We start from the raw sequence: 26,222 nt of genomic DNA on the forward strand, positions 1-26,222 counted from the left end.
GAGTAGCATGAATTTGCATCAACCCTTGCATGTCTTGCCTGGCGTGGGACCTAAATCAGCAGAGAAATATGCCAAACTAGGAATTGAAAACTTGCAGGATCTCTTGCTTTACTTTCCTTTCCGTTATGAAGATTTCAAGACCAAGCAGGTACTAGAGCTAGAAGACGGCGAGAAGGCGGTTCTGTCTGGTCAGGTGGTAACGCCAGCTAGTGTTCAGTATTATGGATTTAAGCGCAATCGTCTACGCTTTAGTATCAAGCAGGGAGAGGTTGTGTTTGCAGTTAACTTCTTTAACCAACCCTACCTGGCTGACAAGATTGAGCTAGGGGCGACTCTAGCCGTTTTTGGTAAGTGGGATCGCGCCAAGGCTAGTCTCACAGGGATGAAGGTTTTAGCCCAAGTGGATGACGACCTTCAACCTGTCTATCGTCTCGCACAAGGTGTCAGTCAAGCAGGACTTGTTAAGGTCATTAAGACAGCCTTTGATCAAGGATTGGACCTCTTGATAGAGGAAAATCTCCCCCAGTCCTTGCTAGACAAATACAAACTCATGTCACGGTGCCAAGCTGTACGTGCTATGCACTTTCCTAAGGATTTGGCTGAATACAAACAGGCTCTTCGTCGGATCAAGTTTGAGGAACTTTTCTATTTCCAAATGCAATTGCAAAGCCTCAAATCTGAAAATATGGTCCAAGGAAGTGGTCTGGTCCTGAATTGGTCCCAGGAAAAACTAACTGCCGTTAAAGAGAAATTGCCTTTTGCTTTGACTCAAGCTCAAGAAAAGAGTCTGCAAGAAATCTTGACTGATATGAGTTCTGACCGCCATATGAATCGCCTTCTACAAGGGGATGTCGGTAGTGGGAAGACAGTTGTTGCAGGACTAGCTATGTATGCTGCTGTAACGGCGGGTTACCAGGCTGCCCTCATGGTACCGACAGAAATCCTTGCAGAGCAACATTTTGAAAGTCTAGAGAGTCTCTTTCCAGATTTAAGACTAGCTCTTTTGACAGGTTCTTTAAAAGTTGGAGAAAAGCGCCAAGTTTTGGAAAAAATTGCCAAGGGTGAAGTCGATGTGATTATCGGAACCCATGCTCTTATACAAGACGGCGTGGACTATGCCCGACTCGGCTTGATTATCATCGATGAGCAACACCGCTTTGGTGTAGGGCAAAGGCGTATTTTACGGGAAAAAGGTGAAAATCCAGATGTCCTCATGATGACGGCAACTCCCATACCACGGACCTTAGCCATCACTGCCTTTGGTGATATGGATGTTTCTATTATTGACCAGATGCCTGCTGGGCGCAAACCAATCGTAACACGCTGGATTAAGCATGAGCAATTACCGCAGGTCTTGACTTGGTTGGAAGGAGAGATTCAGAAAGGTTCTCAAGCCTATGTCATCTCTCCCTTGATTGAAGAATCAGAAGCTCTGGATCTTAAAAATGCTATTGCTTTATCGGAAGAATTGACGGCTCATTTTGCAGGAAAAGCAAAAGTTGCTCTCTTACACGGGAAGATGAAGAGTGATGAAAAAGACCAGATTATGCAGGATTTCAAAGAGAGAAAAACAGATATTTTGGTTTCGACAACGGTTATCGAGGTCGGGGTCAATGTGCCAAATGCGACAGTCATGATTATCATGGATGCTGATCGTTTTGGGCTTAGTCAACTCCATCAGCTTCGGGGTCGTGTAGGTCGTGGAGACAAGCAGTCCTATGCGGTACTTGTGGCCAATCCCAAAACTGACTCTGGAAAGGATCGCATGCGCATCATGACGGAAACGACTAATGGATTTGTCCTTGCAGAAGAAGATTTGAAAATGCGTGGTTCTGGTGAAATCTTTGGAACCAGACAGTCAGGTCTACCAGAGTTTCAAGTGGCTGATATTATCGAGGACTTCCCTATACTTGAGGAAGCCCGCAAGGTAGCAAGCTATATCAGCTCACTTCCTAATTGGCAGGAGGATCCAGAGTGGCGTGTGGTTGCCCTGAATCTAGAAAAGAAAGAACATTTAGATTAAGCTTTCTCTAAGAAAATCTTAAGTTTGCTTTTAGGAAGGCATCCTATACTAGAGTCATCAAAAAGAAATGAGGACTCTCACATGACAATGACAATTAAAGTAAATTACCAAAAAACGTTTCAACAGGAACAAACACCTTCTCCTAAATACTAAGTAAAAGAGCGGTAACGCTCTTTTTGTATGGGATTCTCAGGAAAGGAATTTAGAAAAGTGCTTATGTTCATTTGATTTACTGAATGTATAAACTTCAACATTACTTCAAACAACACTTTAGTCTTAACAGGCAATCTAAAATCAGTGCTTTGAGAAACCTGTGACTAGCTTTCTAGTTTGCTCTTTCGTTTTCATTGAGTCAGAAGTTGCTTTTAGTTTTTACTAAGGAAATCTTAAGTTTGCTTTTAGGGAGGAATCCTATACTAGAGTTATCAAAAAGAAACGAGGACTCTCACATGACAATGACAATTAAAGTAAATTACCAAAAAACTTTCAAGAAGTAGTAAAGGCAGACAAGCTTGCTACAAAATAGTAGTTATTAAGGGCGGTAAAGCCCTTTTTAAATACTTGCTTTAGGCGAAATATGATAGATTTTTAGTAGATAGAATTGGCAGAATCACGCTATACCAATTTTTATTCTTGACAAGTAAAAGAAACAAGTATATACTGTCTTTGCTGGTTCTGTAAAAGGGAAATCAGACTATACCAATTTAAGGAGAAAGCACAGTTAGTCTGTGTCGTATATACTATGTGTGGAATTGTTGGTGTTGTTGGAAATACAAATGCAACTGATATTTTGATTCAAGGGCTTGAAAAGCTCGAATACCGTGGTTATGATTCTGCGGGGATTTTTGTCCTAGGTGGTGCTGAAAATCATCTAGTTAAGGCTGTCGGTCGTATAGCAGAATTGTCTGCCAAGACAGCAGGTGTTGAGGGGACAACTGGTATCGGACATACGCGTTGGGCGACTCACGGAAAACCAACTGAGGACAATGCTCACCCACACCGCTCTGAGACTGGACGTTTTGTCTTGGTGCACAATGGAGTGATTGAAAACTACCTTGAAATCAAGGAAGACTACCTTGCAGGTCACCACTTCAAGGGGCAAACAGATACAGAAATCGCTGTACACTTGATTGGAAAATTTGTTGAAGAAGACGGCATGTCAGTACTTGAAGCCTTCAAAAAAGCTCTTCACATCATCCGTGGTTCTTATGCTTTTGCCTTGATTGACTCTGAAAATCCAGATGTCATCTATGTGGCTAAGAATAAATCACCACTTTTGATTGGTCTTGGAGATGGCTACAACATGGTTTGCTCAGATGCCATGGCTATGATTCGTGAAACCAACCAATACATGGAAATCCATGACCAAGAGTTGGTGATTGTGACGGCAGATGGCGTAGAAGTGCAAGACTATGATGGCAATCGTCGTGATCGTGCTAGCTACACTGCGAAGCTAGACTTATCAGACATCGGTAAGGGAACATACCCTTACTACATGCTCAAGGAAATCGATGAGCAACCGACAGTTATGCGTAAGTTGATCCAAGCTTACACAGATGAGGCTGGTCAAGTAGTCGTAGACCCAGCTATCATCAAGGCTGTTCAAGATGCAGACCGCATCTATATTCTTGCAGCTGGAACATCTTACCATGCAGGGTTTGCTTCTAAGAAGATGCTGGAAGAATTGACAGATACGCCAGTTGAACTTGGTATTTCATCTGAGTGGGGCTATGGGATGCCACTTCTCAGCAAGAAACCACTCTTCATCTTTATAAGTCAGTCTGGTGAAACAGCTGATAGCCGTCAGGTTTTGGTTAAGGCCAATGAAATGGGAATCCCAAGCTTGACAGTGACAAATGTGCCTGGTTCAACTCTGTCACGTGAAGCCAACCATACCATGCTTCTTCATGCAGGACCTGAAATTGCTGTAGCATCAACTAAGGCTTATACAGCGCAAATCGCTGCTCTTGCCTTCCTTGCAAAAGCGGTCGGTGAAGCAAATGGAAACGAAAAAGCTCAAATATTTGATCTGGTTCACGAGTTGTCTATCGTCGCTCAGTCTATCGAATCAACCCTTTCAGAAAAAGAATTGATTGATAGCAAGGTGCGTGATCTTCTTGAAACAACACGTAATGCCTTTTATATCGGACGTGGTCAAGATTACTATGTAGCCATGGAAGCCAGTCTCAAGCTCAAAGAAATCTCTTATATCCAATGTGAAGGTTTTGCGGCTGGAGAGCTCAAGCACGGAACTATTGCTTTGATTGAAGAAGGAACACCTGTATTGGCCCTCTTGTCAGATCCGGTTCTTGCTAACCACACTCGCGGAAATATCCAAGAAGTGGCAGCACGTGGCGCTAAGGTCCTTACTATTGCAGAAGAAAATGTTGCTAAAGATACCGATGATATTGTCCTTACGACCGTACACCCTTACCTCTCACCAATCTCAATGGTGGTACCAACGCAACTAGTCGCTTACTTTGCAACCCTACACCGTGGACTTGATGTGGACAAACCACGTAACCTTGCTAAGTCAGTAACGGTAGAATAAACATAAAGTGAACTAGATAGTTTTCTGAAAAACAGAATGCTGTCTTGTTCACTTTTTTGTATACTTAATGAAAATCAATGACCAAACTAAGGTGCTTAGGTAGATGTCTCACAGAATAGCTTTGAGGTTCTAGATAAGAGTGACGCAGTCAGTCTTATTACACCAAGTTGATATTGTAGAGAAAATGGATCAACCTCAGCAAAGGTAGTTCAAGTAAAGATTGAAGAGGATTGATTCATACTCTTCGAAAATCTCTTCAAACCACGTCAGCTTCCATCTGCAACCTCAAAACTGTATTTTGAGCGGACTTCGTCAGTTCTATCCACAACCTCAAAACACTGTTTTGAGCAACCTGCGGCTAGCTTCCTAGTTTGCTCTTTGATTTTCATTGAGTATAAGAGTTTAAATCATAACAAAAAGTGAACAAAATAGTTTTCTGAAAATCAGAATCCTGCTTTGTTCATTTTTTATGTATATTTAAGGTAAAACAAGGAGTAAATTAGGAGGCTTAGGTAGATAATTAAAATTCAATAATTAAATTAAAAGCCTTTGAAAAACAATTTGACTTGATCACCATAAAAAACCTCTAAGAGCTGGATGATAAGAATCCAAGTCTTAGAGGAGTGATTGTCATATTTTATTTGCGATACAAACGATCGTATTGGTAGTAAGGATCAAAGGTTACGTTGATTCCTAGTTTACGAAGAACGTTTTTATCTTCATCTGTCAGGATGATTGTAGAATGAGCTTCGCTACCCTTGAGATTTCCTAGCTCCTTCATGGCGCGGTCAGCATCAGGATTTTCCATGGCTGTAATTGCAAGAGCGATAAGGATTTCATTTGAATGGAGTCGAGGGTTGCGACTGCCCAAGTGATTGATTTTCAAACCTTGGATTGGTTTCACCACTTCTGGTTCAATCAATTTAGTTTCTTTATCAATATTGGCTGACATCTTGATGGCGTTGATCAAGGCAGCAGCTGTTGGACCAAAGAGTTCTGAGTTCTTACCAGTAACGATTTCACCAGACGGTAATTCAAGAGCGAGAGCTGGACCACCTGTTTCTTCTGCTTTTTGACGTGCGGCAACAGCAACCTTACGGTCAGCTGGTGTGATGCCAAGGTCGTTCATGAGCAGTTGGATTTTTTTAACGGCAGTTTCACCGACTTTTTCAGCCTTGAAATCAAGAACAGTCTGGTAGTAGCGACGGATGATTTCCTGTTTAGATGCTTCAATGGCAGCGTCGTTATCAGTGATTGCAAAGCCAACCATGTTGACACCCATGTCAGTTGGAGATGCATAAGGAGATTTACCTAAGATACGTTCCAGCATACGCTTAAGAACAGGGAAAATTTCAATGTCGCGGTTGTAGTTGACTGTGGTTTCTCCATAAGTTTGGAGATGGAATGGGTCAATCATGTTGACATCATCTAGGTCTGCTGTAGCAGCTTCATAAGCCAAGTTGACTGGGTGATGCAGTGGAAGGTTCCATACTGGGAAGGTTTCAAATTTAGCATAACCAGACTTGATGCCATTGATTTGGTCGTGGTACATGTTAGACATACAAGTTGCCAACTTACCTGAACCAGGTCCAGGAGCTGTCACGACGATCAAGTTGCGACTAGTTTTGATATAGTCGTTTTTCCCCATGCCTTCAGGCGAGATGATGTGGTCCATATCTGTCGGATACCCCTTGATAGGGTAGTGGAGATAAGAGTCGATACCATTTTTCTCTAATTGATTACGGAAGGCATCAGCTGCCGGTTGGCCTGCATATTGAGTAATGACAACTGAACCAACAAAGATACCGAGTTCATTGAATTTATCGATCAAACGAAGCACTTCTTGGTCATAAGAAATGCCCAAGTCGCCACGAGCTTTTGAGTGCTCGATATTGCTAGCGTTGATGGCAATTACAACCTCGACCTGTTCCTTCAACTCTTGCAAGAGCTTGATTTTGTTGTCTGGTTCATAACCAGGAAGGACACGAGCAGCGTGGAAGTCTTCCAACATCTTACCCCCAAACTCCAAGTAGAGCTTGCCGTCAAATTGGTGAATACGCTCCAAAATATGGTCGCGTTGCAGATTCAAATATTGTTCAGAACTAAAAGCTTGTTTTTTCATTTTTTTACCTCTGAACTCTATTATATAAAAAAAAGAGAAGATAAGAAACCGCGGAGGTTCAAAATAAGAAAAAAGATTCAGGCAGACGCTTGCACAAATGGTTAAAAAAGACTATGATGGTCTATAGATGAAATAGAAAAAGAGGTAAGAATATGCAAGAAAAATGGTGGCACAATGCAGTTGTTTATCAAGTCTATCCTAAGAGTTTTAAGGATAGCAATGGGGACGGGATTGGTGATTTAAAAGGAATAACCAGTAAACTAGATTATCTTGCCAAGCTAGGAATCACAGCAATCTGGCTGTCGCCTGTCTATGATAGCCCTATGGATGACAATGGTTATGATATTTCAAATTATCAAGACATTGCTTCTATCTTTGGCACTATGGGAGACATGGATGAATTGATAGCTGAGGGGAAAAAGAGAGATATTCAAATCATCATGGATTTGGTGGTCAACCATACCTCAGACGAGCATGCTTGGTTTATTGAAGCGCGTGACAATCCCCAAAGTCCAGAGCGAGACTACTATATTTGGCGAGATAAACCCAATGATTTAACCTCTACTTTTAGTGGTTCGGCGTGGGAATATGATGAAAAGTCTGGTCAATATTACCTACACTTTTTTAGTAAGAAGCAACCAGATTTAAATTGGGAAAACGAAGAGCTTCGCCAAAAAATCTACCAGATGATTAATTTCTGGATTGACAAAGGTATCGGTGGTTTCCGTATGGACGTCATCGATATGATTGGCAAGATTCCAGATGAGAAGATTGTAAGCAATGGTCCTATGCTTCATCCTTATCTCAAGGAGATGAACAAGGCAACCTTCGGTGACAAGGATTTGTTGACTGTTGGTGAAGCTTGGGGAGCAAACCCAGAAGAGGCCAAGAAATATTCGAATCCAGAAGGTCAAGAGTTGTCTATGGTCTTCCAGTTTGAACATATCTGTCTTCAGTATCAGGAAGGGCAACCTAAGTGGCAGTACCAAAAAGAGCTAAATGTTGGGAAGTTAAAAGAGATTTTCAACAAATGGCAAACAGAGTTGGGAGTTGAAGATGGCTGGAATTCCCTCTTCTGGAACAACCATGACCTCCCTCGTATTGTCTCTATCTGGGGAAATGACCAAGACTACCGTGAAAAATCTGCCAAAGCGTATGCAATCTTACTTCACTTGATGAGAGGAACACCCTATATCTATCAAGGTGAAGAAATCGGTATGACCAATTTCCCGTTTGAAACGCTTGATCAAGTAGAGGATATTGAATCCCTCAATTATGCGCGTGAAGCTCTTGAAAAAGGTGTGCCACTAGAGCAAATTATGGATAGCATTCGTGTGATTGGACGTGACAATGCTCGTACACCAATGCAGTGGGATACTACAGACTACGCTGGATTTTCAAGCGCGAAACCTTGGCTATCAGTCAATCCAAACTATGCTGCCATCAATGTTGAGTCTGCTTTAGATGATCCAAACTCTATCTTTTATACCTACCAAAAACTAGTCCAGCTTCGTAAAGAAAACAGCTGGTTGGTGAGAGCTGACTTTGAATTGCTAGAAACACCTGAGAAGATCTTTGCCTATATCCGTAAGGACGGGGAACGCCGATTCTTAGTAGTGGTAAACCTTTCAAGTCAAGAACAAGAGTTTCACTTGAAGGAAACAATCGAGTCAGTCTTGATTGCAAATACAGATGTCAAAGATGACTTAGAACAACTAACACTAGCTCCTTGGGCTGCCTTTTGTGTCGAATTGGTTGCTTAAAATTACCATCTCAAGTGTCACTTGGCACTTGAGATTTTTACTAAAATAAGTGTAGGAAAATCTTTAAAAAATATTTGTTTGAATTTTCTAAAAAATACCTTGTAAACCCTTGCTTTTATAGAAAAATAGGGTATAATGGTGAAAATAGTATTTTAAAGGAGAATACCAATGAAATCGAAAAAGTGGCTCGCAGTAGCAGGGATTACGATGAGTGCAGCTCTTCTTTTGGCAGCTTGTGGTAAGACTGAGAAAAAAGCTGACGCTCCGACATCATTCTCATATGTATATGCTATCGATCCATCCTCTTTGGACTATAGTGTTACTAGTAAAAGTTCGACATCAGACGTTATCGCAAACGTTGTAGATGGACTCTTGGAAAATGACAAGTATGGGAATTTGATTCCATCTCTAGCTGAGGATTGGTCAGTTTCACAGGACGGTTTGACTTACACTTATAAGCTTCGTAAAGGTGTGAAATGGTATACTTCTGAAGGAGAAGAATATGCAGAAGTCAAGGCTCAAGACTTTGTGACTGGATTGAAACATGCGGCAGATGGCAAGTCGGATGGTCTAACACTTATCCAAGATTCCATCAAAGGTTTGGCCGAGTATGTTAGTGGTGAAAGCAATGACTTCTCAACAGTCGGTGTCAAAGCAGTTGATGACTATACGGTTGAGTATACCTTGAACAAACCAGAAAGCTTCTGGAATTCTAAGGTGACAACAGCACCGATGCTTCCAGTTAATGAGGAATTCCTAAATTCTCAAGGGAAAGATTATGGAACACCAACACCGTCATCTATTCTCTACAACGGTCCATATATCTTGAAGAATCTAACTTCAAAATCAGTTATCGAGTACGAAAAGAATCCAAACTATTGGGATAAAGATAATGTTAAGATTGACCACATCAAGCTTACCTTCTATGATGGATCTGACCAAGAGTCATTGATTCGTAGCTTTGCATCAGGGTCATTCACAACAGCTCGTCTCTTCCCGACTTCTTCAAACTTCGAATCAACCAAGCAAGAATACGGGGATAAGATCGTTTACAGCCCGCAAGAAGCAACTAGCTATTACCTTACATTTAACGTAAACCGTCAATCTTACAACAAGACAGCTAAGACTGATGATGCTCAAAAAACATCAACAAAAGAAGCGCTTCTCAACAAGAACTTCCGTCAAGCCATCAATTTCGCGCTTGACCGTCATTCTTATGCAGCTCAGTTGAATGGTGAAGAAGGTGCAGACAAGATTATCCGTAATAGCCTTGTGCCTTTTGACTATGTCCAAGTTGGTGAAAAGACCTTTGGAGAATTGGCGCAAGAACAACTTGTCACCTATGGTGATCAATGGAAAGATGTTGCTTTGACAGACGGTAAAGATACTCTTTACAACCCAGACAAAGCAAAAGCTGCTTTTGAAAAAGCCAAGTCAGAATTGCAAGCTAAAGGTGTAACCTTCCCAATTCACTTGGATATTCCAGTTGAGCAAACAGATGTCATTGCTGTTCAACAAACCAACTCCCTCAAACAATCTGTCGAAGCAGCGCTTGGAACTGAAAATGTTGTCATCGATGTGCTTCAAATGACAGATAATGAGAAAATGAGTATTACATCTCAAGCCAAGGTTCCTTCTCAAAAGGACTATGACTTGAACGGAACTGGTTGGGGACCTGACTATCAAGACCCAGCGACCTACCTCAATATCCTAGATGCTAAGAAGGGTTCTGCCCTTAAACACTTGGGTATCACAAAAGGTAAAGATCCAGAAGTTATGGCTCAAGTTGGGCTTGATGAGTACAAGAAACTCTTGGATGATGCAGCATCAGAAACGAGCGATCTCAACAAACGCTATGAAAAATATGCCAAAGCACAAGCTTGGGTATCTGATAGCTCACTCCTAATCCCTGTGGCATCTTCAGGTGGTTCTCCGACTGTGAGTCGTACAGTGCCATTTACAAAAGCATACTCTCAAGTTGGTATCAAGGGTGACCCATTTGTGTTCAAAGGTTTAGAGTTGCAAAATGATATTGTAACCACTAAAGAATACGAAGAAGCTCTTAAGAAATGGCAAAAAGAAAAAATTGAAACCAATGCCAAATACCAAAAAGAGCTAGCTAACCATGTTAAATAAACGTTAATAATGATGAAAGGAATCCTGATTTTATGCGGGATTTCTTTCTTTTTTCTGATACTGATGAGAGGTCAAATAATTAAATAACTTTACTTTTGGGACAAAATTTGTTAAAATAGCCTTATGTCACAAAACCTAACATATAAGGAGAAAACGAATCATGAAACTCAAAAAACGATTGATCGGAGCGGGGTTGATGCTAGCCGCAGCGGTCTTGTTGACAGCATGTGGGAAGTCAGCATCAGATGATAAAACCTACTCGTCAACATTTGGTGCCGATCCAACAACCTTCAACTATCTCTTAGACTACGCTGGTGATAACACTGCTATTGTAACCAACTTGGTAGATGGTTTGCTTGAAAATGATAACTATGGGAACCTCATTCCTGCCCTTGCAGAAGAATGGAGTGTTTCTAAGGATGGTTTAACTTATACCTACAAACTTCGCCAGGATGCCAAGTGGTTTACAGCTGATGGTGAAGAATACGCTTCCCTTAAAGCACAAGACTTTGTAACTGGTATTAAATACGCTGCTGACAACAAGGGACAAGCTCTAGACTTGATTCAGAACTCTATCAAGGGGTTGGATGATTATGTAACAGGTGCTAATACAGACTTTTCAAATGTTGGTGTTAAAGCTGTAGATGATTACACTGTCGAGTATACCTTGACACGTCCAGAACCATTCTGGAACTCTAAAACAACTAACAGTATCTTGTTCCCTGTGAATGAAGAATTCCTAGCTTCTAAAGGTAAAGACTTTGGAACCTTGAAACCTGATAGCATTCTTTATAGCGGACCATATTTGTTAAAAGATTTTACATCTAAGTCATCTATCGAGTATGTGAAGAATCCACATTATTACGACCAGGAAAAAGTAACGATTGAAAGAGTAAAATTGGCATACTTTGACGGTTCAGACCAAGACCTGACAATCCGTAACTTTGAAAGTGGTGCCTACTCATCTGCAGGTGTTTATCCAAACAGTTCAAACTTTGCTAAAACAAAGGAGAAATACAAGGATAATATCGTCTATAGCTTGCAAGATGCGACATCTTGGTACTACAACTTTAACGTCAACCGTGGTACTTATAACCATACTGCGAAAACAAGCGATGATCAAAAACAAGCAACTCAAGCTGCGGTTTTAAATAAAAACTTCCGTCAAGCTATCAACTTTGCCATTGATCGTACAGCCTACTCAGCTCAATCAAACGGTGAAGAAGCAGCTAAGAATACTCTTCGTAACTCGCTTGTACCACCAACTTTTGTACAAGTTGGAGACAAGATTTTTGGTGAAACAGTTGCTTCAAAATTGGTCAACTATGGCACACAATGGTCAAATATGAATCTTGAAGATGCTCAAGACGGTTATTTTAATAAAGAAAAAGCGCAAGCTCAGTTCGCAGAAGCTAAAAAAGAATTAGAAGCACAAGGTGTGACTTTCCCAATTCATTTGGACTTGCCTGTAGACCAGGTTAATAAGACCTTGCTTTCAGGAACAAACTCAATCAAGCAATCAATCGAATCAACACTTGGTTCTGAAAATGTAGTGGTTGATGTTATCCAATTGTCGACAGATGATTATACAAATGCAACAGTTCAAGCGCCAACTCCAGCAGATCATGATTATGATTTGAACTTGGATGGATGGTCAGCTGACTACCAAGATCCTTCGACTTACCTCAATCCTTTCAACGCTGAGGACGGTTTCTACCTCAAGATTCTAGGACTTGATCCAAGCAAAGACACAGGTAAGATAACCAGTCTCGGTTTGGACCAATATACTCAAAAATTAAAAACGGCAGATGCAGAAAATACAGACGTTGCTAAACGCTATGAAAACTATGCAGATGCACAAGCGTGGTTGATTGATAGTTCTCTTCTAATTCCAGTTGTATCGAATGGTGGTGGAGCTTCGGTGACACGCGTGACACCTTTCACACGTGCATATTCACTTGTTGGAATCAAAGGGACTGGAAGCAACTATAAGTATATGAGATTGCAGAAAGATGTGGTTACCATTGCCCAGTTTGACGAAGCTAAAGCCAAATGGGAACAAGAACGTAAAAAAGCAGTCGAACAGAGTCAAAAAGAGCTTGAAAATCACGTCAAATAACTTAAAAAAAGGCCGGGATGATATCCTAGCCTTTTTTGCATGTAATGAGTCTCTAAAATGGTAACTACTAGTTTTTTGGCTTTTTGACCTTTCAAAAGTTATTTTAGCTTTTCTCTAGCTAGAGCATTCAGAAATCCAGAAGATTATTGGGGGATTGCAGGTATGGAACTGTGACATCAAGACCTCGCTACCGATTTCTGTAGTCCATACTATTTTATCAAAAGCCGCATTAAAAAAACTTAATTTTCTAAATATAATATTTTTATTTTCAAGGAAAAAGAAAACGGTCGCACTCCGGAAGTTAATAGCATTCATGGATGTTTTATGATATAATAAGAATAAAATATTTTGTAGAGGTGTAAGGTGGGGCGACGTTTGAAAAAGACTAAAGCAGGTAAAATTCATCAAAATATCAATATATTGCTAATGATAGTATATGTAATCATTGCTTGTTTTTTGCTGTTTTTAATGTTCAGATATCATATTTTGGCTGTTAATTATGTCAACTTTCTTCTAGCCTTTATGATGGCTTTGATAGGGATAGTAGCCATGGTTTTGATTTTAAATAAAAAAGCCAAGATTTTTACTTTAATCATGCTCGTGCTATCTATCATGACCAGCTCACTAGCCTTGGTTGGAGTTCAACAGTTCATTAGTTTGGCCAATCAATTAAATGCGACATCCAACTATTCTAGTTATTCTATCAGTGTTGCAGTCTTGGCAGATAGTGAAATTGGCAATGTGTCACAACTTTCCAGTGTGACAGCTCCAACTGGGACAGATTCTGAAAACATCCAAAAATTGCTAGATGATATTAAAGCAACTCAGAGTAAAGACTTGTCTGTTGAAGAGAGTTCTTCCTATCTTGCGGCCTATAAGAGCCTCTTGGAGGGAGACTCTAAGGCAATTGTCTTGAATAGTGTTTTTGAAAACCTGATTGAACAGGAATATCCAGACCACGCCAAGAAGATTAAAAAGATCTACACTAAGGAATTAACCAAGACTGTTGAGGCGCCTAAGGTTTCTCAAAACAAGGCCTTTAATCTTTACATTAGTGGGATTGATACTTATGGACCGATCAGCTCAGTGTCGCGTTCGGATGTCAATATCATCATGACTGTTAATCAAGAGACTAAGAAAATTCTCTTGACAACGACCCCTCGCGATGCCTATGTTCCAATCGCAGATGGTGGGAATAACCAAAATGATAAGCTGACTCATGCAGGTATTTATGGTGTGGATGCTTCCATTCATACCTTAGAAAATCTCTATGGTATAGAGCTGAATTACTATGCACGACTTAACTTCACCTCCTTCTTGAAATTAATCGATTTGCTAGGTGGAGTAGATGTCTATAATGATCAAGAATTTACATCTCTTCATGGCAAATATCACTTCCCTGTTGGTAATGTTCATCTAGACTCTGAACAAGCTCTGGGATTTGTACGCGAGCGTTATTCATTAGCAAACGGTGATGGAGATCGTGGACGTAACCAACAAAAAGTTATTTCTGCTATTATTCAAAAACTAACTTCAACAGAAGCTCTGAAGAATTTCGATGGCATTATGCAAAGCTTGCAAGATTCAGTGCAAACAAATATGCCACCTGAAACAATGATGAACTTGGTAAATACTCAATTGGAAAGTGGCGGTAAATATACTGTCATCACTCGAGATTTAAAAGGAACTGGTCGTATGGATCTCCCTTCATATGCCATGCCGGACAGCAGTCTTTATATGTTAGAAGTGGATTCTAATAGTTTGGAAACTTTAAAAACAGAAATCAAAGATATCATGGAAGGTAGATAAGATGATTGATATCCATTCACACATAGTTTTTGATGTAGACGACGGGCCTCAAGATTGGGCAGAAAGCAAAGCCCTTCTCGAAGAAGCCTACGCTCAAGGAGTTCGTACGATCGTTTCGACATCACACCGTCGAAAGGGGATGTTCGAAACTCCGGAGGATGAAATTGCAAGGAATTTTAAAGTTGTCAAGGAACTAGCTAAGGAGATTGCACCTGACTTAAGGATTTTGTATGGAGCGGAAATCTATTACACTAGTGACGCCTTGAAGAAACTAGAAAATCAGCAGATTCCACAATTAAACGGCACACGCTATGCCTTGATCGAATTTAGTATGAATACCCCTTATCGTGAAATCCATAATGCATTAACCAATGTGCTCATGCTAGGAATAACTCCAGTAATAGCTCATATAGAGCGTTACGATGCTTTGGAAAACAACGAAAAAAGGGTTAAAGAGCTTATTAATATGGGTTGCTATACACAAGTTAATAGTTCAAGTATCCTTAAACAAAAACTTTTTGGAGATACCTATAAATTCATGAAAAAACGTGCTCGCTATTTCTTGGAGCGAGACTTGGTTCATATAGTTGCTAGTGATATGCACAATTTAGATAGTCGGCCACCTTATATGCGAGAGGCTTATGAGATAGTGAGCAAAAAATATGGCCACGATAAGGCTCGGGAACTCTTCGTGAAAAATCCCGAAAAAGTCATTAAAGATCAAATAATCTAGGAGTTAAAATGAAAGAACAAGATACTATTGAAATCAACGTTATTCAGTTGTTAAAGTCCCTATGGGCAAAGAAGCTACTAATCCTTCTTGTAGCTATTGTAGCAGGAGTGGCTTCCTTTGCATATAGTAGTTTTGTGGTCAAACCTGAATATAGAAGTACAACACGAATCTATGTGGTCAACCGAAACCAAAGTGATAAACCAGGTTTGACAAATCAGGATCTACAAGCAGGAACCTACTTGGTTAAGGACTATCGGGAGATCATCCTTTCTCAAGATGTCTTGGAAAAAGTTGTTGCAGATCAAAAATTACGTGTGGATGCCAAGACACTCGGTAGAAAAGTTCAAGTAACAGTTCCAGCTGATACTCGTATCGTATCAATTTCTGTTCGAGATGGTGTGCCTGAAGAGGCTAGCCGTATTGCTAATGCTCTCCGTGAAGTTGCTGCTGAGAAAATCATCTCCGTGACTCGTGTATCAGATGTAACAACCTTAGAAGAAGCACGCCCTGCTTTGTCGCCATCATCTCCAAACATTCGCCGAAACACAATTTTAGGAGTGGGCGCAGGAGCTGGACTTATTGTCGTTGTGATCCTCTTGGTTGAATTGTTGGATGACCGTGTGAAACGTCCAGAAGACATTGAAGATGTAATGAAAATCTCACTTCTTGGAGTCATTCCAGATTTGGATAAATTAAAGTAAGGGAGAACATATGGCAAAGTTAGAATTAGCACAACAAAGAATTGATTCTGTAAAAAAAGCAGAAGAATATTACAATGCGTTACGCACAAATATACAGCTCAGTGGAAACAATTTAAAGGTCATCGCAATTTCATCTATCAATCCTGGTGAAGGTAAATCAACAACTTCTACCAATATTGCTTGGGCTTTTGCGCGTGCAGGTTACAAGACACTCTTGATTGACGCTGATATCAGAAACTCAGTCATGTCTGGAGTGTTCAAGTCAAGAGAAAGAATTACTGGTTTGACAGATTATTTGGCTGGAACGCAGGATTTATCGCATGGACTCTGCGAGACAAATGTTGAGAATTTATTTGTTATCCAATCAGGAGCAGTTTCTCCAAACCCAACCGCTCTTTTGCAAAGTGACAATTTTGAAAGAATGATTGAAACTTTGCGCAAATATTTTGATTACATCATCGTAGATACTGCGCCAATCGGAGTTGTAATTGATGCAGCGATTATTGTGCAAAAATGTGATGCATCGATTTTAGTCACAGAGGCTGGTGAAGCAAAACGAAGAGAAGTTCAAAAAGCCAAGAGTCAGTTAGAACAAATAGGAACACCATTTTTGGGAGTAATACTGAATAAATTTAATGTTCAACGCGAAAAATATGGCTCTTATGGCTCTTATGGCTCTTACGGTAAAAAATAAAAAATAAGATAGGGAGTTCAGTATGGAGGGAAGGGGTTTCTATAATATCACTCTGGCATGTTTACAGAGTGTACTGGTTATTTTGCTAGCTTGTATTCTAATTTCAATCTCAGAAACTGATATTGTATTAAATACAGTATTCGTTCTATTTTTACTTCATTTCGCAGCCTTCTACATCAGTGGCTATGGTAAGGATTTTTTCAAACGAGGTCAGTCACTTGAATTAGTAGAGACAATCAAATATATTATCTTTTATGCCCTGCTGATTAGTTTTTCAAGTTTCTTCCTAAAGGAAAAATTTGTGATTTCTAGACGAGGGATGATTTACTTGCTTTCCTTGTATGGAGTTTTAAACTATTTACTCAGTTTTGTTATCAAACGTTACTGGGTACACTTTAATCACAACTTGAAGGGCAGTAGTAAGATTTTATTGATTACAGCGACATCTCGTACTGAAAAAGTACTGGATCGTTTATTGACCGCAAATGATGTCCAAGGGAAACTGGCTGCTGTATGTGTCTTAGACAAACCTGAATTCTCTCATGACAAGGTGGTCGTTGTGCCGAGAGAACAGCTACTATCTTATGCTACGCATGAAGTAGTTGATGAAGTCTTTGTCAATCTTCCTAGTGAGGATTACGACATTGGAGCTATTATTTCTCAGTTTGAAACAATGGGGATCGATGTAACAGTCAACCTTAACGCTTTCGATAAGAACCTAGGTCGCAATAAACAGATTCACGAAATGGCTGGCTTGAATGTAGTAACCTTCTCTACGAATTTTTACAAGCCCAGTCATGTCATTGCTAAGCGCATCATTGATATTTGTGGAGCTATCGTTGGTCTTGTCATCTGTGGTATTGTCAGCATAGTTTTAGTTCCTTTGATTCGTAAAGATGGGGGACCTGCAATTTTTTCTCAGACTCGTATCGGGAAAAATGGCCGTCATTTCACCTTCTATAAGTTCCGCTCAATGAGAATTGATGCAGAAGCTATCAAGGAACAATTGATGGAGCAAAATACGATGCAAGGTGGAATGTTTAAGATGGATAACGATCCACGTATCACTAAGATTGGGCACATTATTCGAAAAACAAGCTTGGATGAATTGCCACAATTTTGGAATGTATTGATTGGGGATATGAGTCTAGTCGGTACTCGCCCGCCAACGGTAGATGAGTACGAAAAGTACACGCCTGAGCAAAAACGTCGTCTTAGCTTCAAACCTGGAATTACAGGCTTGTGGCAAATTAGTGGTCGCAGTGCTATCACAAACTTTGATGATGTTGTAAAGCTGGATGTTGCTTATATCGATGATTGGACCATCTGGAAAGATTTCGAAATATTGTTAAAAACTGTAAAAGTTGTGTTGATGAGAGATGGAGCAAAGTGAGTTTGTTTGCGCTCTCTGTCTATAAATTAGGAGTAACATGAAAAAAACTGTCTATATTGTAGGGTCAAAAGGGATTCCTGCTAAGTATGGGGGATTTGAAACCTTTGTTGAAAAATTAACAGCCTTTCAACAAGATAAGGATATCCAATATTATGTGGCTTGTATGCGTGAAAACTCTGCAAAGTCAGGGATTACTGAGGATGTTTTTGAACATAACGGTGCTATCTGTTATAACGTCGATGTACCTAATATTGGTCCAGCGCGAGCTATAGCGTATGATATCGCTGCAATTAATAGAGCGATTGATATTGCTAAAGAAAATAAGGATGAAGCTCCTATTTTCTATATCTTAGCCTGCCGCATTGGACCATTTATCCGAGGTATTAAGAAAAAAATCCAGGCGCTAGGTGGGACCCTTCTGGTCAATCCGGATGGTCATGAGTGGTTGCGGGCTAAGTGGAGCGCCCCAGTTCGTCGCTACTGGAAAATTTCTGAAGGTCTAATGGTCAAACATGCTGATCTTTTAGTTTGTGATAGTAAGAATATTGAAAAGTATATCCAAGAAGATTATAAACAGTTTCAACCTAAGACAACCTATATCGCCTATGGAACGGATACAACTCGCTCTACATTAAAGAGTAGTGACGAAAAAGTACGTTCTTGGTTTAAAGATAAAAATATCTCTGAAAATGAGTATTACCTTGTTGTAGGACGATTTGTTCCAGAGAATAACTATGAATCTATGATTCGTGGCTTTTTAGCATCCAACTCTAAGAAGGACTTTGTCCTAATCACAAATGTAGAACAGAATAAATTTTATAATCAGCTATTAGCAAGTACTGAATTTGATAAAGATCCACGAGTGAAATTTGTTGGAACAGTCTACGACCAAGAACTTCTGAAGTATATTCGAGAAAACGCCTTTGCTTACTTCCATGGGCATGAGGTTGGTGGAACCAATCCTTCGCTACTTGAAGCTTTGGAGTCAACAAAGTTGAACCTACTACTTGATGTTGGTTTTAACCGCGAAGTTGGGGAGCAAAGTGCCATCTATTGGAAAAAAGATGAGCTTTCCAAAGTAATCGAGAAAGTTGAACAATTTGATGCAAAAATGATTGATGAGTTAGATAGACAATCAAATCAGAGAATTGCGGATTATTTCACTTGGGAAAAGATTGTCACAGACTATGAAAAATTATTTAAAGGTTAGAAATGCAGAAAATTTTATATCTCCACGCTGGTGCCGAAATGTATGGCGCTGACAAGGTTTTGTTGGAGCTTATTAAAGGTTTGAAAAAGGACGAATTTGAAGCACACGTTATTTTACCCAATAACGGTGTTTTAGTGGGTGCTCTTGAGAGTGTTGGTGCCAAGGTAAAAGTTATCGATTATCCAATATTGCGCCGTAAATATTTTAATCCTAAGGGAATCCTCGAGTATTTTGGATCATATAACCGTTATTCAAAGCAAATCGCTGAATATGCTAAGGAAAACGGAATTACTCTCATTCACAATAATACCACTGCGGTACTTGAAGGAATTTATCTTAAACGTAAGTTGAAACTTCCTTTGATTTGGCATGTACATGAAATTATCGTAAAACCAAAAGCAATCTCAGATTTTATCAATTTTTTGATGGGACGATATGCTGATAAGATTGTGACAGTTTCAAATGCCGTAGCTAATCATGTGAAGGGATCACGATTTGTGAAAGACAATCAAGTTCAAGTTATCTATAATGGTGTTGACAATGCTGTCTATCATGAAATGGATGCTAACACCGTCCGTGATCAATTTGGTATCGCACAAGATGTGCTTGTCATCGGTATGGTTGGTCGAGTGAATGCCTGGAAAGGGCAAGGCGATTTTCTAGAAGCCGTGATACCAATCTTACAGGTCAATCCCAAAGCAGTAGCCTTTTTAGCAGGTAGTGCATTTGAAGGTGAAGAGTGGCGCGTGGATGAGTTGGAAAAAGCCATTTCAGACTCACCAGTAGCTGGACAAATCAAGCGAATCGACTATTATAGCAAGACGACAGAACTCTATAATATGTTTGATATTTTTATCTTGCCAAGTACCAATCCAGATCCACTGCCAACAGTCGTACTAGAAGCCATGTCCTGTGGTAAGCCTGTAGTGGGTTACCGTCATGGAGGTGTCTGTGAGATGGTGAAGGAAGGCGAAAACGGAATTCTTGCTACACCGAATCAGCCTGCAGAATTGTCTAAGGCAATTCAAGAATTGGCTGATAATACCGAGAAAAGAGAGCAGTTTGGTAAGGCCTCTGTCAAACGCCAAAAAGAACTCTTTTCATTACAAAGTTATATTCGGAATTTTTCGGAGTTGTATAAAAAATATAAGTAAATAATATTGAGGAAGTAATATGAATTTTCCAATTGATTTTGTGGTAACTTGGGTCGATGGAAGTGATCCGATTTGGCGAGAAAAGAAAAGTCGGTATGATGGATCTGTAGATACGTTCCAAAAAAGTATGAATTCAGAGAAAGCTTATCGAGATTGGGGCACTTTTAAATACTGGTTTAGAGGAGTTGAAAAGTTTGCACCTTGGGTAAATAAAGTTTATCTCGTAACAGACAATCAAAGACCAGATTGGTTGAATACTAGTAATGAAAAATTGGTAATAGTAGATCATAAAGATATTATTTGTCAGGATTATTTACCAGTTTTTTCTGCTAACCCAATTGAAAGTAACATTCATAGGATACCAGGTTTGTCAGAGCATCTTGTTTTTTTTAATGATGATATGTATTTAACGGCACCAGTAAAGCCGACGGATTTTTTCTCAGAGGAAGGCTTTCCTAAATATAATACGGCTCTATCTCCTATTATTCCTGAGAGATATGGCACAGGGAATTTTCAAATAAATGATATGGAAATTATTACTAGTCACTTTACTCGAAATGAAATTTTGAAAAATGGACATTTTTTTGATCCAAAGCAAGGATTAAAAAATGTTGTAAAGTCACTTCTATATAAAAATAGTAAGTTTATCTGTGGTTTCTGGGAAAGTCACTTACCTTATCCTCTGTTAAAATCAACTATGGAATTAGTGTGGGAGAAGGAAAAAGATATCTTAGAAAAAACTTCAGCTAGCCGTTTCAGAAATCCATCCGACACTAATGTTTGGCTCTTTAAGTATTGGCAAATTGCTAGTGGGCAATACGCAGTTGGAAATCCTAAGTTAGGTGGTCTTTTTTCTTTGGACAATGCAGGACCAGATTTTTGGAGCTTATTGAAGACTGGGAAATACCAAATTATGTGTATCAATGATGGATTTAATATTCAAGACGAAGAAAAAGTGATGGTGGACTTTGTTAAGGAGATGAATCATCTATTTCCTGATAAAAGTTCATTTGAATCATAGATTAATAAGGAGTTAAGTATGAAATCAGTTTGCGCCCTTGTAGTAACCTACAATCGCTCAAAATATCTTCACAAGGCTTTAGAAGGTATAATAAGTCAACAAAAAGAAGTTTCAGGAGTATTAATCTTCAATAATAATTCTACGGATAATACTGAGGAAATGCTTGTTGATTTAGGATACATTGATGCGAAAGGTGATGAAATATCAGAAAATCATCTATATGAAACAGAGAAGGACGGAAGATGTTTTTACTATTATCATAATCATGAAAATCTTGGGGGAGCCGGAGGGTTTTCAAATGGTATTAAATTAATATCCAAACTTGATTATGATTATGTATGGATTATGGATGATGATGTCTATCCTGAACCTGATTGTTTAGAAAAGATTATGGAACAAATGGTTTTACAAAATGTTCAAGTAGGTATACCGAATCGTACCGATAAAAATTTTGATGATAGAGCCATTACTAACTTTGACTTTGATGACTATCATAAGTTTTGGACAGAAATGAGGAAAACAGTAACTTATGGTCCGTTTAATGATGCTGCTATAAAAGTTGTTGATATGCCCTTTGAAGGTCCTGTAGTTGAAATGTCATTACTTCGTAAAGTTGGTATTCCTGATAGTGGATTTTTTATTGAATACGATGATTCCGATTTTGCGCAACGTTTGCAAAAACATTCAGAAATTATCTTTGTTACTAAGGCGCAGTTGCATAGACAACTTGCTGTAAAGGTTGATCCTTCTGTTGTAAAAAAGGAAGAACCTTATAATTGGCGAAATTACTATAAAATTAGAAATAACATCATTTTTGATAAGCGTTATGGGAAAAATTGGAAAGTCCGTCAATTAAGCCCACTGATACTAATTGCTCATCATCTTGTGCTTGCTATTCGCCATCGACATTTAAAACAGAACTTCCCAATTATTTGGAAAGGTTTTTGGGATGGAGTGTTTCAACGTATGGGGAAACGAGTAGAACCTAATTATTAATAAGGAGCGAAAAATGTCTAAATTATTGTTGAGCTTTATTATGCCAACTTTTAACTCTTCAGAATACTTGGCAAAAACGATGGATAGTTTAATTGCTTCAATTGGTCAACACAGTAGTTCAGTGGAAATAATCTGTGTAGATGATGGATCAACTGATAATACTGTCGCTATATTGGAAGAATATAAATCTGTTTTTGATAATTTAATTGTGATACGAAATAACCATGGTGGTGTAAGTCAAGCTAGAAACACAGCATTGGATATGGTATCAGGGACATTTATCAGTTTTGTTGATAGTGATGATCTTTTTGAAGAGAACTTTTTAGATATTTTTTTAAATATGGAGAAAAATTTTGATATCTTATTCACAGATGTTAAATATTTGGCAGGAAATCTATATATACCAGGAATTTCTTTTGAAAAAAAAATAAAGGTTTTTAAAAATTCGTTACGAATTGGTGAATATGGTATTGAACCTGGAGTAGCAGGAAAGTTCTTTAGAACAGAGATTGTTAATAAAAATAGGATAAGATTTAATACAGAGTTATCTGTAAGTGAAGATGTTCTGTTTAATTTTAACTTTATTACGTATGCAGATAATGTACTACTTAGTTCAGAAAAATTTTATACTGTAACAGGTACTCATAGTTTAATGTTCTATAACGAAAAAAATCTAGCTGGTCAAGTAGAATTTGTGAATCAGGTAAGAAAAATATTATCTATCTATCCTGATAATTCTGATAAACAATTACTAGAAGATAAGTTCATCATAAATGCGATGACTATTTTTATTGATCGTTACTTTGGACCACTTTGGTTAAATGGAACCTACTCTTTAAATAAAGCGTCAAAATTGATGAAAACCACAATAGAAGATAATAAATTTTCAAAGGCTTTTAATAGTAGCAGGCTAGATTATTCCATTGGAAATCGTTATGTTGTATTTAGAAAGTTATTGAGGTTTAAACAATATAAGTTATGCCTGATATATAATCGGGTAATGGATAAAATTAAGGGATACGAGAGATTTAGGAAACATTGATTAGTGAATTATTTCGAAATTCTTATAGAGATAATATATATGACTAACCGTATTGCTATTTATCTTACTTAGAAATTATTTTGGTTTCCCTTAGTATAAGAATCGAAAGGTATGGAAAGTACTTGTGAATAATAATCGTATTATTTCAGAAAAAATCTATTTATTTACCCTTTTTGCATGGGTCGTTATCACTTCTCTTGTTACAACTACTTATTTTGGTCGATTAGATGGATTTATCTTACTTTATAGACCGATAATATATTTTACAATTATCATTTTGCTATTTAAAGAGTTAATTAACTTGCCTAGAACTCTATTCTATTTTAATGTTCATTGGAAACAACTATTAATAGTGATATTATTAATCTTTTCTATGTTTATAATTTCAAAAAATCGTGATGGAATATTAAATATTAGTGTTTTATTTTTGGTGTTTTCAGCTAGAGATATTGACTATAAGAAGCTTTTGTGTACTTTTTCAGTAGCTACATTTACAGTGCTGTTAATTACAGTGTTATCTAGCAATATGGGAATTATTTCGAACATGCTCATGAATGTAAATGGTGGGTACCGATATAGCTTAGGATTTACTTATGTTTCATTCGCATCTCAGCGTTTGTTCTTTGCTATATGTAGCTATCTTATGTTTAAAGATAAGAGGACAACTTATCTTGAAATGTTATTTTTGCTATTGTTGACTATTTATTTTTATAAGCAAACATCAACATCAAGTCCATTCTATTTAAGTATTATTGTACTTGCCTATGCTTTGATAAGTTTAAAAGTTGTTAAAAGAGATATTATTTTAAAAAGTATTTTTCTATCAAATATTGCGAAATTTAGTTATCTAATTTCTTTATGTATTGTTTTATTCTTTTGTTTTTATTCTTCAGGTGAGTTTTTTCACCTAATTGATCAGTTTACGCACAATCGTCTGCGACTTAGTGTCGAAGGATTTCAAAATTTTGGAGTCCATTTGTTCGGGCAGCGAATTTCCTTTAAAACCCTTGATATATTTGGGAATTTCACTAGTGAATATAATTTCATTGATAGCTCTTTTGTACAGCTATTTGTAATTGATGGCTTAATTGTCGCTGGTTTTATGTTGTTTGCAATTACTAATGTTATGAAATATTTTTTATCAATTCGAAAGGATATCGTACTTGCATGTTTAGGAATTATGATTATCCATGGCATGTTTGATCCTCAAATGTTAGTTCTTCAATATTCCCCATTAATCTTATTGATCAGTCGATTATTTGTCATTAATTCGAATAATAGAATTGAATAAAGTAAAGTTTATGTTAATTTAATAGGAAAGCAAAAAGTTATATCCTTATGAAAGTACTAAAAAACTACGCCTACAATCTTTCTTATCAATTGTTGGTAATTATACTTCCGATTATTACGACTCCCTATGTAACGCGGGTCTTTTCTTCGGATGATTTAGGGACGTATGGTTATTTTAATTCCATCGTTACTTATTTTATCCTCTTAGCGACGCTAGGGGTTGCCAATTATGGGACCAAGGTCATTTCAGGGCATCGCAAGGAAATCGAAAAAAACTTTTGGGGGATCTACTCCCTGCAATTAGGTGCAACTCTTCTTTCTCTGTCCTTGTATGGTCTTTTTTGTCTGACTCTATCCTTTATGCAAAATCCGGTAGCCTACATTCTAGGCTTGAGTCTGGTTTCAAAAGGTTTAGACATTTCCTGGCTCTTTCAAGGATTGGAGGATTTTCGAAAGATTACTGTTCGAAATATCACGGTCAAGCTCGTTGGGGTAGTCTCCATCTTTCTCTTTGTCAAATCTGCAAATGACCTATATCTCTATGTTTTTTTGCTAACCATATTTGAACTTTTGGGGCAACTAAGTATGTGGTTACCTGCTCAGGAGTTTATCGGTAAACCGCATTTTGACATAGAATATGCTAAGCATCATTTGAAACCTGTCATCTTATTGTTCCTTCCGCAAGTGGCAATTTCCTTGTATGTAACGCTAGATCGTACCATGCTTGGAGCCTTAGCTTCGACAAAAGATGTAGGGATTTATGACCAGGCTCTGAAGTTGGTAAATATCCTTCTGACCTTGGTAACCTCCTTGGGAAGCGTTATGTTGCCACGTGTCGCTCATTTGTTAGCGACAGGTGATCATAAGGCAGTCAATAAGATGCATGAAATGTCCTTTCTAATTTATAACTTGGTAATTTTTCCTATTATGGCAGGGATTCTGATTGTCAATGATGATTTTGTTCAATTTTTCCTTGGTCAAGATTTTCAGGATGCACGTTATGCAATCGCCATTATGATCTTCCGTATGTTCTTCATCGGATGGACCAATATTATGGGAATTCAAATCTTAATCCCTCATAACCGAAATAAAGAATTCATGATTTCAACAACGGCTCCTGCAATTATCAGTGTAGGATTAAACTTATTATTCCTTCCTAAACTTGGTTATATCGGAGCAGCCATTGTTTCTGTCTTAACAGAGGCGCTAGTGTGGGCAATTCAATTGTACTTTACCCGCAGATACCTAAAAGAAGTTCCTATTATTGGATCTATGACAAAAATTGTCCTAGCATCAGCTATCATGTATGGCATTTTGCTAGGTTCAAAAACAGTTATACATTTTTCGCCAACCCTAAATGTTCTAGTTTTTGCAGTGCTTGGCGGAATTATTTATCTTTTTGCAGTTCTATCTTTGAAAGTGGTAGATGTAAAAGAATTAAAACAAATCATTGGGAAAAAATAGA

The 26,222-nt window shown here is 38.3% G+C and carries 18 protein-coding genes; 17 read left to right on the forward strand and 1 reads right to left on the reverse strand.

Annotated features, from left to right (window positions below; all coding sequences use genetic code 11):
• The first annotated feature begins 7 nt into the window (after positions 1–7).
• A complete protein-coding gene (gene recG / locus QM874_RS04755; protein WP_414316409.1) occupies positions 8–2,023 on the forward strand; it encodes an ATP-dependent DNA helicase RecG in 2,016 nt (671 codons plus the stop codon).
• Positions 2,024–2,765: 742 nt separating this feature from the next.
• On the forward strand, positions 2,766–4,574 hold the full coding sequence (gene glmS / locus QM874_RS04760; protein ID WP_414316410.1) for a glutamine--fructose-6-phosphate transaminase (isomerizing): 1,809 nt from the start codon (positions 2,766–2,768) through the stop codon (positions 4,572–4,574).
• Between the two features lie 637 nt (positions 4,575–5,211).
• Here glmS and QM874_RS04765 read toward each other — a convergent pair.
• On the reverse strand, positions 5,212–6,696 hold the full coding sequence (locus QM874_RS04765; RefSeq protein ID WP_414316411.1) for a DUF1846 domain-containing protein: 1,485 nt from the start codon (positions 6,694–6,696) through the stop codon (positions 5,212–5,214).
• Between the two features lie 152 nt (positions 6,697–6,848).
• Between QM874_RS04765 and QM874_RS04770 the strand changes: the two genes are divergently transcribed.
• The 15 genes from QM874_RS04770 (at position 6,849) to QM874_RS04840 (ending at position 26,221) form a co-directional block, all read left to right on the forward strand.
• The gene (locus QM874_RS04770) at positions 6,849–8,459 is read left to right on the forward strand and encodes a glycoside hydrolase family 13 protein (protein ID WP_414316412.1); all 1,611 of its coding nucleotides are present in this window, start codon (positions 6,849–6,851) and stop codon (positions 8,457–8,459) included.
• A gap of 168 nt (positions 8,460–8,627) precedes the next feature.
• On the forward strand, positions 8,628–10,595 hold the full coding sequence (locus QM874_RS04775; RefSeq protein ID WP_414316413.1) for a peptide ABC transporter substrate-binding protein: 1,968 nt from the start codon (positions 8,628–8,630) through the stop codon (positions 10,593–10,595).
• Positions 10,596–10,755: 160 nt separating this feature from the next.
• Positions 10,756–12,714, forward strand: coding sequence for a peptide ABC transporter substrate-binding protein (locus tag QM874_RS04780; protein WP_414316414.1), 1,959 nt, complete (start codon positions 10,756–10,758; stop codon positions 12,712–12,714).
• 363 nt (positions 12,715–13,077) lie between these two features.
• Positions 13,078–14,523: an LCP family protein gene (locus tag QM874_RS04785; RefSeq protein WP_414316415.1), complete on the forward strand. Its 1,446-nt coding sequence runs from the start codon at positions 13,078–13,080 to the stop codon at positions 14,521–14,523.
• Position 14,524: 1 nt separating this feature from the next.
• The gene (gene cps4B, locus QM874_RS04790) at positions 14,525–15,256 is read left to right on the forward strand and encodes a capsular polysaccharide biosynthesis protein Cps4B (protein WP_414316416.1); all 732 of its coding nucleotides are present in this window, start codon (positions 14,525–14,527) and stop codon (positions 15,254–15,256) included.
• An 8-nt stretch (positions 15,257–15,264) separates the two neighbouring features.
• Complete coding sequence (locus tag QM874_RS04795) at positions 15,265–15,957, forward strand: CspC family polysaccharide chain length determinant protein (RefSeq protein WP_414316417.1); 693 nt, start codon at positions 15,265–15,267, stop codon at positions 15,955–15,957.
• Positions 15,958–15,967: 10 nt separating this feature from the next.
• Positions 15,968–16,651, forward strand: coding sequence for a tyrosine-protein kinase (locus QM874_RS04800; RefSeq protein ID WP_414316418.1), 684 nt, complete (start codon positions 15,968–15,970; stop codon positions 16,649–16,651).
• Positions 16,652–16,673: 22 nt separating this feature from the next.
• A complete protein-coding gene (locus tag QM874_RS04805; protein WP_414316419.1) occupies positions 16,674–18,044 on the forward strand; it encodes a sugar transferase in 1,371 nt (456 codons plus the stop codon).
• 37 nt (positions 18,045–18,081) lie between these two features.
• A complete protein-coding gene (cps2T, locus tag QM874_RS04810; RefSeq protein ID WP_414316420.1) occupies positions 18,082–19,254 on the forward strand; it encodes a beta 1-4 rhamnosyltransferase Cps2T in 1,173 nt (390 codons plus the stop codon).
• Between the two features lie 2 nt (positions 19,255–19,256).
• Positions 19,257–20,408: a glycosyltransferase family 4 protein gene (locus QM874_RS04815; RefSeq protein WP_414316421.1), complete on the forward strand. Its 1,152-nt coding sequence runs from the start codon at positions 19,257–19,259 to the stop codon at positions 20,406–20,408.
• Between the two features lie 19 nt (positions 20,409–20,427).
• Positions 20,428–21,429: a Stealth CR1 domain-containing protein gene (locus tag QM874_RS04820; protein ID WP_414316422.1), complete on the forward strand. Its 1,002-nt coding sequence runs from the start codon at positions 20,428–20,430 to the stop codon at positions 21,427–21,429.
• A gap of 18 nt (positions 21,430–21,447) precedes the next feature.
• The gene (locus tag QM874_RS04825) at positions 21,448–22,425 is read left to right on the forward strand and encodes a glycosyltransferase family 2 protein (RefSeq protein WP_414316423.1); all 978 of its coding nucleotides are present in this window, start codon (positions 21,448–21,450) and stop codon (positions 22,423–22,425) included.
• 13 nt (positions 22,426–22,438) lie between these two features.
• A complete protein-coding gene (locus QM874_RS04830; protein ID WP_414316424.1) occupies positions 22,439–23,467 on the forward strand; it encodes a glycosyltransferase family 2 protein in 1,029 nt (342 codons plus the stop codon).
• A gap of 124 nt (positions 23,468–23,591) precedes the next feature.
• Complete coding sequence (locus tag QM874_RS04835; protein WP_414316425.1) at positions 23,592–24,758, forward strand: polymerase; 1,167 nt, start codon at positions 23,592–23,594, stop codon at positions 24,756–24,758.
• A gap of 47 nt (positions 24,759–24,805) precedes the next feature.
• On the forward strand, positions 24,806–26,221 hold the full coding sequence (locus QM874_RS04840; RefSeq protein ID WP_414316426.1) for a flippase: 1,416 nt from the start codon (positions 24,806–24,808) through the stop codon (positions 26,219–26,221).
• Position 26,222: the final 1 nt, after the last annotated feature.

The sequence above is a fragment of the Streptococcus infantis genome (assembly GCF_047463615.1).
Taxonomy (GTDB): domain Bacteria; phylum Bacillota; class Bacilli; order Lactobacillales; family Streptococcaceae; genus Streptococcus; species Streptococcus infantis_X.

Coding starts and splice junctions, on each gene's coding strand:
- recG (WP_414316409.1), top strand. CDS start 8: ATGAATTTGCATCAACCCTTGCATGTCTTGCCTGGCGTGGGACCTAAA.
- glmS (WP_414316410.1), top strand. CDS start 2,766: ATGTGTGGAATTGTTGGTGTTGTTGGAAATACAAATGCAACTGATATT.
- QM874_RS04765 (WP_414316411.1), bottom strand. CDS start 6,696: ATGAAAAAACAAGCTTTTAGTTCTGAACAATATTTGAATCTGCAACGC.
- QM874_RS04770 (WP_414316412.1), top strand. CDS start 6,849: ATGCAAGAAAAATGGTGGCACAATGCAGTTGTTTATCAAGTCTATCCT.
- QM874_RS04775 (WP_414316413.1), top strand. CDS start 8,628: ATGAAATCGAAAAAGTGGCTCGCAGTAGCAGGGATTACGATGAGTGCA.
- QM874_RS04780 (WP_414316414.1), top strand. CDS start 10,756: ATGAAACTCAAAAAACGATTGATCGGAGCGGGGTTGATGCTAGCCGCA.
- cps4B (WP_414316416.1), top strand. CDS start 14,525: ATGATTGATATCCATTCACACATAGTTTTTGATGTAGACGACGGGCCT.
- QM874_RS04795 (WP_414316417.1), top strand. CDS start 15,265: ATGAAAGAACAAGATACTATTGAAATCAACGTTATTCAGTTGTTAAAG.
- QM874_RS04800 (WP_414316418.1), top strand. CDS start 15,968: ATGGCAAAGTTAGAATTAGCACAACAAAGAATTGATTCTGTAAAAAAA.
- QM874_RS04805 (WP_414316419.1), top strand. CDS start 16,674: ATGGAGGGAAGGGGTTTCTATAATATCACTCTGGCATGTTTACAGAGT.
- cps2T (WP_414316420.1), top strand. CDS start 18,082: ATGAAAAAAACTGTCTATATTGTAGGGTCAAAAGGGATTCCTGCTAAG.
- QM874_RS04815 (WP_414316421.1), top strand. CDS start 19,257: ATGCAGAAAATTTTATATCTCCACGCTGGTGCCGAAATGTATGGCGCT.
- QM874_RS04820 (WP_414316422.1), top strand. CDS start 20,428: ATGAATTTTCCAATTGATTTTGTGGTAACTTGGGTCGATGGAAGTGAT.
- QM874_RS04825 (WP_414316423.1), top strand. CDS start 21,448: ATGAAATCAGTTTGCGCCCTTGTAGTAACCTACAATCGCTCAAAATAT.
- QM874_RS04830 (WP_414316424.1), top strand. CDS start 22,439: ATGTCTAAATTATTGTTGAGCTTTATTATGCCAACTTTTAACTCTTCA.
- QM874_RS04840 (WP_414316426.1), top strand. CDS start 24,806: ATGAAAGTACTAAAAAACTACGCCTACAATCTTTCTTATCAATTGTTG.